The organism is Campylobacter sp. RM9334 (assembly GCF_020138145.1).
Lineage (GTDB): Bacteria > Campylobacterota > Campylobacteria > Campylobacterales > Campylobacteraceae > Campylobacter_E.
In genome coordinates this window covers 86,344-98,966 of the sequence record NZ_JACGAX010000004.1, presented here as the reverse complement: position 1 = coordinate 98,966, position 12,623 = coordinate 86,344, and the positions used below count along the sequence as shown (strand labels likewise).

Sequence of the window (12,623 nt, the reverse complement as noted above, 5' to 3'; positions counted from 1 at the left end):
ATGAAAAAAGTTATATTATTAATTACAATTTTTACGATTTATGGTTTTTGTGTAAATATTCCTAAACCTACAAAAGAAGATAAAAGAATTCAAGTTGCAGAGTTTAATGCTAATGAAGTATATGAAATAAAAGCTAAAAATGGCTATATTTCAATGCTTAAATTTGCTCATGATGAAAGAATTATAAATATAGTTTGCGGTTTTTTGGAAGGCTGGTCTATTAAATCAGATACTAATTTTATATTTATAAAACCACAAGCATATATTGCAAAAGCACAAGAGCAAACTATGGTAGATAGCAATGGTAATTTAGTATCGTTTTCTGACAATCAAGATGTAGTAATTCAACCAAACGCAAAAGATTGGAAAACAAATCTAATAATTACTACAAATAAAAGAATTTATACATTTGATTTACTTCTAACTGCAAAATTAGATTCTTCTTATAGAGTTGATTTTAAATACACTGATGATATTGCAAAAGTAAATCAATTAATTGCTAATAAAACTAAACTTGAAAACGAAGAAAAAGAAATTGAGCAAGAATTAAACAATATCAATGTTCCTAAAAATTATCATTTTGTTCAACATGTTAATAAAAATAGCGAAGATATAAGCGTTGATTATGCGTATGATGATGGTGTTTTTACATATTTAGCTTTTAATACAAATAAAACAATACCATCTGTATTTGAATATGATAAACAAAATAAAGAGAGCATATTAAATACTCATATTACTAAAGATAATGATTATACAGTTTTAGTGATTCATAAAATTCCAAAACAAATTTTGCTTCGTTCAGGTGATAAATTAGTTGGTATTAAAAATTTAGGTGCTGGTAAAAATTTATATCCATTAAAAAATACTAAATCTGATAAAGTTGAAAGGGTAATAAATGAGCAATAACGAACAAAATAGAAGTAAAATTAATGAAATAAATCAAGAACAAGAAAAAATAAATAATAATTTAGAATTAGATGTAGATACTAATTCTAAAATAAAACTACAAGCTACTGCAGTTATTTGTTTATGCGTTGTAATTGCTATATTGGTTTTTTATCAATTTGTAAAAACAGACAAGACAAAAGAAGAACCAATTAAGCAAAATACAGAAACTATTATAAGTGCAAAAAATCGTAGTTTTGAAATAAAGAATAATACACAAATTCAAGATGAGTTGGAAGTAAAAAAAGATTTAGAAGCTTTATTTGGATTAAAAGAACAAAATACTACTTTAGAACCAGCTATTATACTGAATACAAATGAAAACAATAAGCTAGTTAATAAACCTAGGGTTTTAAAATCTAGTGCAAATTTTAGTGTTAATAACTCATCTCAAAACACAAATAAAAGTCAATTAGAATTACTTGATGAAAATATAGCACAAGCACAAAATTTAAATAATTATTACAATGATAAAATAGCAGAAGAAACAAACAGGCTTAACTTATTAATGAGTAACCCAGAATCTTTTAACAATAATTCTAATAATTTAGATTTTAATAACTCATCACAAAACTATTCAAATAATAGCTCGTATCAAATAAATATGGCGAGAATAAATAATATTAATCCACATTTTTTATTATCAAAAGGTAGTTTTATTCATTGTTCTTTAAACACAAGAATTGTTTCTATGTTAGCAGGTAATGTTAGTTGCACTATTAGTAATGATGTATATAGTGCAGATGGCACTGTTTTGTTGATTGATCGTGGTTCAACCATGTTTGGTTCTTTTAAAAGTGGTGAAATTAGTGATGGTGTAAATAGATTGTTTGTTGTTTGGGAAGAAATAAGAACTCCTAATAATTTAATTATTCCTATAAACTCACCTGCAACAGATGGACTTGGTGCAAGTGGTATGAGTGGCTATGTAGATCATCAATATTTAAAACGATTTGGCTCTGCTATATTTTTAAGCATAATTGATGATGCAGTTAATGTAGCTATTAATGGTAAAAGGGGTAAAGATAATGTTGATTATACTGAAAATACAAGAGAAAATGCACGAGAATTAGCAAATACTGCACTGCAAGAATTTATAAAAATAAAGCCTGTTTTATATAAAAATCAAGGCGAAATAGTAAGCGTATATGTAAATAAAGATGTTGATTTTTCTAAAGTTTATAAGCTAAAAATGAAGACTAAAATAGGGCAAGGCTATGAGCGATAATACTTCTTTAAATAAATATGCGGAAATGCTTTTTGGTAAATTTTTGAAAGATGATTCAATAAATGAAGTTTGCTATCAAGGTGGCAATTTAATTTGGTGTGAAGATATTCAAGGAAAATGGACTGCTTATGAAAACGATATTAATGAACAAAAAGCCTTATCTTTTGCTAAAGCTAGTGCTAGTTTTAAAAAAGATGAAATAGATAAAAATAAACCTATATTATCTTGCATTTTACCTACTGGTGAGCGTATTCAGATAGTAATTTCACCTGCTACAAAAGATAAAATTGTATCAATTACTATTAGAAAGCCTAGTAAAGTTAGATATACAATCAATGATTACATAGAAAGGGGTGCAATAACTAAAGAATTTGCAAATAATTTAGGTGAAGCTATCAAAAATGGTAAAAATGTCGTTATTTGTGGTGAAACAGGTAGTGGAAAAACTACCTTCATGAAAACCTTAATTGATTTTATCCCATTAGATGATCGTATTATTACTATTGAAGATGTAGAAGAAATTAAATTTTATGACCATAAAAATTATGTGCAACTATTTTATCCTAGTGAAGCAAAAATAACCGATGCAGTAAATTCTGCTACTTTATTAAAAAGTTGTTTAAGAATGAAGCCTGATAGAATTTTGTTAGCTGAAGTTAGGGGTGGGGAAACTTATGATTTTTTAAATGTAATCTCAAGTGGGCATAACGGCTCTATGACAAGTTGCCACGCTGGAAGTGTTGGTGGTTGTATTGACAGGCTTGTAATGATGTCTATGCAAAATGATATGGCAAGGGCATTAGGAAAAGATATGTTAATAGATGTTGTAAAAAAAGCCATAGATATAATCATAGTTTTTAAAAATATAAATGGTAAAAGACAAATACTTGAGTATTTGTATGATGGTAAAATACATAAGGTTTATAATGAAAAAGCTAACTAAATCACAAATTATAGCTTTAGTATTTTTATTTATTTTGATTGATTATGCACTAACTATAATTTTTTGTTTGTATTTTAATGGGCTTTTAAAAAAAATATATTTGATTAAAATTGGATTTGTATTTAGTGCTATTATTAATAACTATCCTTATATTTACAAATCTTTAGGTTTTGCAACTTTGATAAGTTCTTTGATATGTTTAATTATTCCTTTAATACCACGACAGCAATCTTTACATGGTGATGCAAGATTTGCCACTAAAAGAGAAATTAAAAAAATGGGGTTATTTGGCAAAAAAGGTATTATCGTTGGTAAATATCAAGGCAAATTGTTAAAATTTGGTGGTCAGCAATTTGTTGCCCTTGGTGCTCCAACTCGTAGTGGTAAAGGTGTTGGTATTGTTATTCCTAATTTACTTGAATGGGAAGAAAGTGCAGTAGTTCAAGACATTAAACAAGAATGCTTTGATTATACTTCAAAATATAGAAAAGAAAAATTGGGCAATGAAGTATATTTATTTAATCCATTTGATAGAAGAACACATAGATATAACCCACTAGCATACATAAATATGAATGGCACAAATGTTGATGCAGAATTAACTGATTTTGCAAATATTTTATATCCAGTAGTAGGAGATCCAACAACGCAATTTTTTAATCAATTAGCACAAAATTTATTTATAGGACTTTGTTATCTAACTCACGACTTATTAAGTTCTGAAATGGGACTAGCATTTATTAGAAATTATAAACTAGATGTTTCTTTTACGCTTTATGGGATATTATCTATCAGCGAAGGTTTTAATTTTACTGTTGAAAGTAGTGAAGATGAAGAAGAAAGTATAAAACAAGAAATTAAAGGTTTTGAAAATACTTATAATTGGTTGTGTGAGCTAGGAATTGCAAGCCCTAAAGCACAAGAGCGTATAAAATCTTATTTGGCAATAGCTTCTGATAATACTAGAAGTGGAGTGATGAGTTCTTTTAATGCTCCATTAATGATCTTTAGAGCAGATAATATGCGACTTGCAACTAGTGCTAACGATTTTGATTTTAGAGATTTAAGAAAGAAAAAAATGACAATATATGTTGGCATTACTCCTGATCAATTAGATAATGCAAAACTCATTTTAAATATATTTTGGCAACAGTTAATACTATTAAATACAAAAGAGTTACCACAACAAAATCCAGAGCTACAACATACAGTATTGTGTTTGATGGATGAATTTACTTCAAGTGGTTATTTATCAAAATACTTAACAGGAGTTGCATTTATGGCAGGTTTTGGATTTAGAAGTTTAATGATATATCAGTCAGATTCACAACTTGAAATGCCAATCCCTAATGGGTATGGTAAAGAAGGTGCAAAAACTTTATTAACAAATCATGCATGTCAAATATATTATGCACCTAGAGAGCAAGAAGATGCTGAAAGAATTTCAAAAATTTTAGGAAATATGACAGTAATCAACAAATCAACAAATTATCAAAACGCATTAAGTTTAAATGTAGGTGGTAGTGAAAGCAAAACAGTAAGGGCACTAATGCTTCCACAAGAACTTCGTGAAATGTCATTTGAAAAAGAGCTTATAACAATAGATGCCGGAAAGCCTATTTTATGTGATAAGGCATTTTATTATAGTGATAATTATTTTATGGACAAATTTAAATCTATTTCAAAATCTCTAGCAAAAATAAAAGATTTGCCAACTAAAAAAGAGTTGGAAACTGTAATCCAAAATGGAGAAACAAGAATAAATATACCTTATCAAAATTTTGAAATTATGAAACAAGAAAATGAAAAACTTTTAGAAGAAAATTTATTAAAACTAACAAAGGAAGCAGCATGAAATTAAAATTATTTTTATTTATTTTAGTAGGATTATTTATTACAAACTGTGCAAAAAGTTCAGTAAAAATTGATAGTCCAAAATATGATCTTGTAAAACAACAAGTAGTAGAAAATACGACTTTTAATGTTATCAAAGATCCTAGTCTAAACTATTCGTGGGTTACTAATTACTTATTTTATTTTAAAGAAAATATTTTAGTTGAAAATAATAAGAAGGTAAGCTTTTTTTACTATGCACATAATAGTGATCAAATATATATATTTGCAAGAAAAGAGCTTGCTGAAAAATATGCTTTTTATTTAAAACATAATGGAATAACAGCAAATATAGTTATATATGACTTTATAGCAAATGAACCTAATTTGGTAAATATTATTTTTGAACATAAATAAGGAGATTGATATGCAAAGTTCTATTAAATTTATAGTTATATTGTTTTTTAGTATTAGTAGCCTATATGCCGATCAATTTACTGGCGATAAAAGAACTGCTTGTGAAGTTATATTATGTATGTCAAGTGGTAAAAAACCTTCGGAATGCAATGCACCTATAAGAAAATTTTTTTCAATTAGAGCTAAGAAGCCTTGGAAGACTTTTGAATTAAGAAGAGATTTTTTAAAACTATGTCCAACGAGCAATGGGAATGAAGTTGATGATGATTTAATTATGGCTGATTTAAAAGAATCAATTTTGAATGTTCCACATGAATGCACAGCAGAAATATTAAATAAGCAATATGAATATACTATAGGACAAGGGTATTATCCAGAAAAAAATTGCAAAGTTAATAATAAAGATAAATTAATTAGAATTACACATAAGCTACCACCACAATGTATAAAGCTAATTAACAATGCATATACAGATTTAAAAATGCCTAAAAATATATGTGATGGCAAATATTATACTATTAATGATTTTAATCGTGGATACTATGAAACCATTATTAATAGGAGTGATGATTTTCGGAATATTTATAAGTTAAATAAATTTTCACAACCTTCTAATTTATGGTTAAATTTATACAGACAAGACCAATATCAAGTTAGCAAATATCGTTGTAGTTATATAGTAGAAAGTGTTGAAAATTTTGATAAAACATATTACTACGATGTATATACGCAAAAGCATAAAATCAATAAAGAATGTTGGGTGTATTAAAATGAGCAATCAAGATAATATAATTGATTTAGTTGCAGAAGGTCTAATAGAATATCATGATGGTGATGAAAAAGATATATTAAATTATTCAAAACTCATAGATAGTCAAAATAAGCTTAAGAGTAAAATCTTAAGCTTAATAGATACAGCTAGAAGTTACAATAATTTAAGTGAAGTTGAAAAGAGTTTGTTTTATGAACTAGAAAGTAATTTTAATACTTTTTTTAATACTTGGGTAAATTTTTGTATTTTATTTAAAAAAGCACCTACGCAAGATGAGTTGATAGCTCAAAATAATATTTTAACAACCAAAAAAATAATAAATGATTTTAATCAAATTCATTCTCATTTTAAAGATTTGCAAATAGAAGAAAAATCTAAAATATTTAATACCAATTTTTCTAATTTTATAAATAATCAAGAAGCCAAACTAGAAACAACGGCACAAGAATTTGATGAGTTTTTAAAGAATTTTATAACAAGACAAGAAAACTATTTAAACAAATTTGAAAATCAAGTTAAAGAATTAAATCAAAATTATGCCAAAAGCATAAATTCAATGATGAAGAAAGCAAAAATGACTTTTAATATTTTGCTTGGTTTAAATTTTATTTTAGCTTTTATTTTAGGTGGAGTAATTTTTAAATTGCTTGCTTAAAAATACGCAAAATTATACATAAAATTATATGTATATATAATTTTATTTATTATTTTACAAAGGAGAAAATATGAATGTTTTTGTAACAAGTGGTAAAGTAGGAGATGATAAAACCATCATCGGTTTTGGTTCATTGCAAGAATATGAAGGGCAAAAGCCTAATGCAAGAGATGTTTTTAATAAGATTAATTCTATTGATGCTTTTTTAAAGTCAGTTGATGCTGATAAAATTCCATTGAATTTAAAAGTAGGAAATAAAGAAACTGGCGAAACCTATATGAAAGCTGATGCATATTATCAAAAAGGTATTAGTAAAGATGGTAAAGCATATGCGTTTAATAAAATAGCAATAGAAATTCAACCTGAAAAACGCAATGAAGCAGGAGAATTAATGCAAAATGCTGAAAAATTATACGCAACTAAAACTAAAGAAGGATATGCATTTGATAAGACAAATGATGATGCAATAATTGACAAATTTAATTCACTAATTAAAGATGGTGTTGATTTTACATTAAGTGCTACAAAAAACACAACTCTTGAAAAATATCCAAATTTAATGCAAGTTGTAAATAAAATTGATAAATCAGCAAATATAGAGATTGATTTTGTTCAATCGCAAGGTGCAGTAATTAAATCTATTCAAAGTCCAGCAGGTAATAAACTAGAAAGTGGAACAGAGCAAATAATGAATTATGCTAAAGATAAAAGTATGGATAGATAAATAATATGTGGGCTATTTAGCCCACTAAAGGACTGATATGAGTGAGAAAGAATTGGAGATTTTTAAGCTTGGTAAGGATTTAGCAAATATTTTATCAAGCAATGAAGCAAAAGCAGATTTAAAAGCTTTATACGATAAACACCCTGAAATGTTTAAAAATCTAATTGAAGTAAAAGAAGTAATACAAGAAGTAGTAAGCAATCCTGAAGTTGTTAAAGAAGCAAAAAACAATATAGATGTTTATGCAATGAAAAAACTTGATAAATTATATGAAAGTAAAGAAAAAATAGGTGATGTAGTTATAGGTAAAAATAACTTAAAAATTTATCATGCTAATAAAATGAGAGTTAGTGAATTAAAAAGAATACAAAAAAATATTAATTTAGAGCAATCCGTAGATGCAGACCCCAACACCCTGCATACGACTATGTTGGAAAAACCTCACGACTTGGAGCTGATGAATAAAAATTCATCTGGTGCAAACGCACTTTCTACGGATAATAAAGACATTATACAAGAAAATAATAAAAAGTTCTTTAGTGAAAGCTTAAATAAAGCAATAGAAAAAGGTGTGGTAAAAACCAGTAGCGAAAATAACAAGAAAGAATGGGAGAAATGATGAGAGTATTCATAGCTGAAAAACCTGAATTAGCAAGAGTGATTGCAAATAATTTAAATGAAAATACTGTTAAAAATGATGGATATATTCAAAAAGGTAATGATATTGTTACTTGGGCTTTTGGACATATTTTAGAACTTTTTATGCCTGAAGACTATAAGCAAGATTGGGGCAAGTGGAATATAAATGATTTGCCACTACAAATTGATGAGTTTAGATACAAGCCTAAAGACAGCTCTAAAAAGCAGCTTAAAATAATTTGTGATTTGTTAAAAAAAGCTACTGAAGTTATAAATTGTGGTGATGCAGATGAAGAAGGTCAAATTTTAGTAGATGAAATAATAAATTATGCAAACTATAAAGGAAGCGTAAAGAGATTATTATTACATGATTTAACTGATAAAGGTGTTAAAAAAGCTTTAAGTGAAATTAAAAATAATAGCGATTTTAAAGGTATTAGCGAATGTGGATTTGCTAGAAGCCAAGCTGACTGGATTGTTGGAATCAATCTAACTCGTGCATATACTACTATAGCTCAAAGTAGTGGATATAAAGGTGTTTTAAGTGTTGGTCGTGTTCAAACTCCTATTTTAGCTATGATAGTTGCTAGAGATTTGGAAAACGAAAATCATAAATCAAGTTACTATTATACTTTAACAGGAGAATTTGAAACAGAAAATTTAAAATTAAAAGCTAATTTAAAAACAAGCGAAAAAATTGTTGATGAAGTGGTTGCAAATGATATAAAATCAAAATGTGAAAATAAAGAATTTGATTGCATAGTTAATCATGAAAACAAAATAGAAAATCCACCACTACCATATAATTTGCTTTTGCTTCAAGCTGAATGCTCTAAAATATTTAACTATAAGCCTGATAAAACATTAGAAATTACACAAAGTTTAAGGGAAAAACACAAGCTAATATCTTACAATAGATCAGATTGTCAATATTTACCAGAGAATTTGCATAAAGAAAGCCCAGAAATTTTATCAGCTATAAAAAATAATCTAACAGGTTTTACAAATATTATAAATAATTCTGATACTAGTATTAAAAGTAGTGCATTTAATGATAACAATATAACGGCTCATTATGGTATTATTCCAACGGAACAAAAAGTTGATATAAAAGCTTTAAGTAAAGATGAATTAAATGTTTATGAAATGATAGCAAAAAGATTTGCATTACAATTTTTTAAACCTAAAAAATATTTGCATACTAGTGTAGTTTTTAAGTATGATGAATATGAATTTAGCACAAGCTCAAATAAAACTACATTTGCAGGTTTTAGCGAATTTATTGATACTAATGATAGCGAAATTAATACCGATGAAGAGCAAGAAAACGAAGAGTATTCACAAGATCTAAGCACACTTGAAAACTGCAAATCTTATTCAAGTAATATAAATATAAATAAAAAACAAACTAAACCTAGACCATTATATACTATGGCAACTTTATTAAAAGATTTAACAAGTGTAAGTAAATATGTAAAAGATGAAAAAATAAAAGCACTTCTAAAAGAAAAGGATAAGGATAAAAAGGGTGAAAGTGGTGGCATAGGCACACCAGCAACAAGAAGTGAGCATATTAAAAAGTTATTTGAGCGTGGATATATTGTTGAAGTTAAGAAAAAGATTAAATCTACTGATTTAGGAAGAAATTTAATAAAGCTATCACCTAAGCTTCTGACAAGTCCTGATATGACTGCGTTGTGGTTTGAAAATCAAAAAGATATAGAAGCTTTTAAATTAAGCAGAAATGATTTTTTAAGAGCAGTATTTAATGATGTAAAAAACGATATAGAGAGTTTGAAAAACAATGATGATTTAAAAACATTTGCAAGTGATAATGCAATAGATAAAACATATCCATGTAAAGTTTGCAATAATGGTTATATGCAAAGAAGAAAAACAAAAGATGATAAATATTTTTGGGGTTGTTCTAATTATAAGGGTGGTTGCTCCAAAACATATAATGATAAAGCTGGAAAACCTGATGGTTATAATGCAAATATTTATCCTTGCAAACAATGTGGTGCTGGAGTATTAGAGCGTAAAAAATCACAAAAAGGTAATTACTTTTGGGGTTGTTCTAATTGGCGTAATGGTTGCAAAGCAATGTTTTATGATGATAATGGAAAACCTAAAAAATAATGCAATTTTTTAACTGTTCTTGTTTAGATGATAGAAAGCAATTTAAAGATAAGATAAGGAGTGATTTTTCTTATCTTATCCCTTTTATAGAATATTACGAGATTAATTATTTAGTATGCTATCAAATTGATAAAATTGCTATATTAGTAACTGATGATGCCAATAAATTATTTAATACGCTTAATATTATTAAAGAAGCTAATATATGTGATTATTTTCAAATAAAAGATAAAGAAATTTATTTATTTACAATAAATATTTCATCATATTATAATAATATAATATTTGATATAAATAATTATTTGTATTGTAGTTTTAATGATGGTGTTATTAATACTTATGGAAGAAATACAACAATAAGAACATTTATTTTAGAAAATAGCCTATATGATATATATTGTTTTATGAATAATAAAAATAAGTATCCAGCAACCTTAAAGCATTTATGTAATTTAAATAAGCATTTTGTATATACATATTTATCATTTTTAAACTCAAATGTGGCTAAAGATATTTTATATGATTTAAAAAATGCTAATGAAGAAGATTTTATAAGCTATTATATGAAAATAGAAATAAAACTATTAGAAAACACACCAAACAAACAAGAATTATTAAAATTAAAATATCCGAATAAAAATATACCTAAAGTAGTAAATAAAATTGATTTAGCAAAATCAAAAGCATTATTTAATTTAGAAAAATATTTAAGTGCCACACACTATAAAAGAGTATGGCATAATGTTTTAAAACTAAATTATGATGATTATGGAAATTATTCAAAAGAACGCATATTATCTAATTATATGTTTAAGTTTAATGGTTTTAAAATAGATTTAAATTATAGTCTTGATGATTTGAAAATACTATTATCAGATTATATAAAACTATCAATATCGCTTAAAAGACCTATTAATTTAGATATAACTTCAGTAAAAAGACTTAAATCGCTACACGATGATTTAGTGGTTGAATATGACTATAAAATAGCTAAAAAGAACAAAATGGTTATTAAAAAAGATAATCCATTCTTAAAGTTAAAATTACCTGATAATTTTAAAATGATTAAAACTAATTTTGATTTAATCCAAGAAGGTAGAAGAAATAAAAACTGCGTTGCTTCTTATATAGATAAAATCAATAGTGAAAAATGTGGAATTTTTACTTTAGATTATAATGATAAGCACTATACAATAGAGATTATAAAATATAGAAATAAGTATTACATAAATCAAATAAAAACATTTGCAAATGAAGAAGCAAGTAAAGAAGTGGTTGAGTATGTTAAGGCATACCTTAATTAAGATATTTTTGAAAAATTATTTTAATTTATTTTAATTTATTTTATGTTAAAATAAATTAAAATAATTGAAAGGAGATAAGATGTCAGATTTTGTAATTTTAGAAAATAAAGAACAAGCATTAAAATACCTTGAAAGCTTAAAAGATACTATGAGTGAGAATATTTATCAAAAGATACAGATGGGTTTGCATAAATCATACGATAGCGATGATGAAGGAATAATTACTGAAAAATCATTAAGAGATCATATTGAATATGAAAACTTGATTGAATTAGGAAAAACTAAAGAAGCTGATGTTTATAAAAGTGAAAAGATGACCGAAAATATGAATATTTATTTAAAAGCCGAAGGTATTGTTAGATGAATAAACCTATAGCTTTATTTTTGGCAGGCACAAATGGAAGTGGGAAATCTACTTATAGGTTTGCAAATAAAATTGAATTTTTAAATTTAATAAATATAGATCCAGATAAATTTATTAAAGATAATAATGGCAATAATGCACTAGGCTCTAAGTTGGCTATAAATACATTTAATGCGTGTATTAAAAATAAAATTTCTTTTTCTATGGAAACTACGCTTTCAGGTAAAAGTGTTTTAAATAGAATAAAACAGGCTAAAAACAATGGTTTTAATGTCAAAATTATATATATTGGGCTTGATAACTCTAATCTTAATATACAAAGAGTTGAAGCAAGGGTTAATCGTGGTGGGCATAATATTGAAACTAATCTTATTATTAAAAGATATAAAGAAAGTAGATTAAATTTAATAAAATCACTGCCACTTATTGATAACTTAAAACTTTACGATAATTCAACAAATAAATTAATTAAATGTTTAGAAGTGGATAAGCAAAAATTAATAGATTTGAATACGCCATTGAAAAAATGGGTTAGTGATGTGTGTTCTAATATATTATTTAACGAAAACGGTAATTTATGTTTGCCTATTAAAAATATTGAAAAAATGACTGATATTGGTAAAAATAAAGATATAAATAAAGAACTTTAGATGTGGA

The 12,623-nt window shown here is 26.1% G+C and carries 13 protein-coding genes; all 13 read left to right on the top strand.

Annotated features, from left to right (window positions below):
- The gene (locus AVBRAN9334_RS03100; RefSeq protein WP_336606998.1) at positions 1–909 is read left to right on the top strand and encodes a TrbG/VirB9 family P-type conjugative transfer protein; all 909 of its coding nucleotides are present in this window, start codon (positions 1–3) and stop codon (positions 907–909) included.
- Positions 899–2,176: a type IV secretion system protein VirB10 gene (virB10, locus tag AVBRAN9334_RS03095; protein WP_239803204.1), complete on the top strand. Its 1,278-nt coding sequence runs from the start codon at positions 899–901 to the stop codon at positions 2,174–2,176. Before AVBRAN9334_RS03100 ends, virB10 begins: the two co-directional genes overlap by 11 nt.
- Entirely contained in the window at positions 2,166–3,119 is a 954-nt protein-coding gene (locus AVBRAN9334_RS03090) for an ATPase, T2SS/T4P/T4SS family (RefSeq protein WP_239803203.1), read from the top strand. The genes virB10 and AVBRAN9334_RS03090 overlap by 11 nt, the downstream gene beginning before the upstream one ends.
- On the top strand, positions 3,103–4,974 hold the full coding sequence (locus AVBRAN9334_RS03085; protein WP_336606997.1) for a type IV secretory system conjugative DNA transfer family protein: 1,872 nt from the start codon (positions 3,103–3,105) through the stop codon (positions 4,972–4,974). The genes AVBRAN9334_RS03090 and AVBRAN9334_RS03085 overlap by 17 nt, the downstream gene beginning before the upstream one ends.
- Entirely contained in the window at positions 4,971–5,369 is a 399-nt protein-coding gene (locus tag AVBRAN9334_RS03080; protein ID WP_239803201.1) for a cag pathogenicity island Cag12 family protein, read from the top strand. Before AVBRAN9334_RS03085 ends, AVBRAN9334_RS03080 begins: the two co-directional genes overlap by 4 nt.
- Before the next feature lie 10 nt (positions 5,370–5,379).
- Positions 5,380–6,138, top strand: coding sequence for a TrbM/KikA/MpfK family conjugal transfer protein (locus tag AVBRAN9334_RS03075; RefSeq protein WP_336606996.1), 759 nt, complete (start codon positions 5,380–5,382; stop codon positions 6,136–6,138).
- 1 nt (position 6,139) lies between these two features.
- A complete protein-coding gene (locus AVBRAN9334_RS03070) occupies positions 6,140–6,796 on the top strand; it encodes a hypothetical protein (RefSeq protein WP_239803199.1) in 657 nt (218 codons plus the stop codon).
- A gap of 70 nt (positions 6,797–6,866) precedes the next feature.
- Positions 6,867–7,520: a hypothetical protein gene (locus tag AVBRAN9334_RS03065; RefSeq protein ID WP_239803198.1), complete on the top strand. Its 654-nt coding sequence runs from the start codon at positions 6,867–6,869 to the stop codon at positions 7,518–7,520.
- 37 nt (positions 7,521–7,557) lie between these two features.
- A complete protein-coding gene (locus tag AVBRAN9334_RS03060) occupies positions 7,558–8,139 on the top strand; it encodes a hypothetical protein (protein ID WP_239803197.1) in 582 nt (193 codons plus the stop codon).
- The gene (locus AVBRAN9334_RS03055) at positions 8,139–10,298 is read left to right on the top strand and encodes a DNA topoisomerase 3 (RefSeq protein WP_336606995.1); all 2,160 of its coding nucleotides are present in this window, start codon (positions 8,139–8,141) and stop codon (positions 10,296–10,298) included. Before AVBRAN9334_RS03060 ends, AVBRAN9334_RS03055 begins: the two co-directional genes overlap by 1 nt.
- On the top strand, positions 10,298–11,602 hold the full coding sequence (locus AVBRAN9334_RS03050) for a PcfJ domain-containing protein (protein WP_336606994.1): 1,305 nt from the start codon (positions 10,298–10,300) through the stop codon (positions 11,600–11,602). The genes AVBRAN9334_RS03055 and AVBRAN9334_RS03050 overlap by 1 nt, the downstream gene beginning before the upstream one ends.
- A 79-nt stretch (positions 11,603–11,681) precedes the next feature.
- Positions 11,682–11,966: a hypothetical protein gene (locus tag AVBRAN9334_RS03045; protein ID WP_239803194.1), complete on the top strand. Its 285-nt coding sequence runs from the start codon at positions 11,682–11,684 to the stop codon at positions 11,964–11,966.
- Complete coding sequence (locus AVBRAN9334_RS03040; RefSeq protein WP_336606993.1) at positions 11,963–12,616, top strand: zeta toxin family protein; 654 nt, start codon at positions 11,963–11,965, stop codon at positions 12,614–12,616. The genes AVBRAN9334_RS03045 and AVBRAN9334_RS03040 overlap by 4 nt, the downstream gene beginning before the upstream one ends.
- Positions 12,617–12,623 lie beyond the last annotated feature (7 nt).

Bases quoted from the DNA above. Each gene is read 5' to 3' on its own strand.
- AVBRAN9334_RS03100 (WP_336606998.1), top strand. From the start codon at position 1: ATGAAAAAAGTTATATTATTAATTACAATTTTTACGATTTATGGTTTT.
- virB10 (WP_239803204.1), top strand. From the start codon at position 899: ATGAGCAATAACGAACAAAATAGAAGTAAAATTAATGAAATAAATCAA.
- AVBRAN9334_RS03090 (WP_239803203.1), top strand. From the start codon at position 2,166: ATGAGCGATAATACTTCTTTAAATAAATATGCGGAAATGCTTTTTGGT.
- AVBRAN9334_RS03085 (WP_336606997.1), top strand. From the start codon at position 3,103: ATGAAAAAGCTAACTAAATCACAAATTATAGCTTTAGTATTTTTATTT.
- AVBRAN9334_RS03080 (WP_239803201.1), top strand. From the start codon at position 4,971: ATGAAATTAAAATTATTTTTATTTATTTTAGTAGGATTATTTATTACA.
- AVBRAN9334_RS03075 (WP_336606996.1), top strand. From the start codon at position 5,380: ATGCAAAGTTCTATTAAATTTATAGTTATATTGTTTTTTAGTATTAGT.
- AVBRAN9334_RS03070 (WP_239803199.1), top strand. From the start codon at position 6,140: ATGAGCAATCAAGATAATATAATTGATTTAGTTGCAGAAGGTCTAATA.
- AVBRAN9334_RS03065 (WP_239803198.1), top strand. From the start codon at position 6,867: ATGAATGTTTTTGTAACAAGTGGTAAAGTAGGAGATGATAAAACCATC.
- AVBRAN9334_RS03060 (WP_239803197.1), top strand. From the start codon at position 7,558: ATGAGTGAGAAAGAATTGGAGATTTTTAAGCTTGGTAAGGATTTAGCA.
- AVBRAN9334_RS03055 (WP_336606995.1), top strand. From the start codon at position 8,139: ATGAGAGTATTCATAGCTGAAAAACCTGAATTAGCAAGAGTGATTGCA.
- AVBRAN9334_RS03050 (WP_336606994.1), top strand. From the start codon at position 10,298: ATGCAATTTTTTAACTGTTCTTGTTTAGATGATAGAAAGCAATTTAAA.
- AVBRAN9334_RS03045 (WP_239803194.1), top strand. From the start codon at position 11,682: ATGTCAGATTTTGTAATTTTAGAAAATAAAGAACAAGCATTAAAATAC.
- AVBRAN9334_RS03040 (WP_336606993.1), top strand. From the start codon at position 11,963: ATGAATAAACCTATAGCTTTATTTTTGGCAGGCACAAATGGAAGTGGG.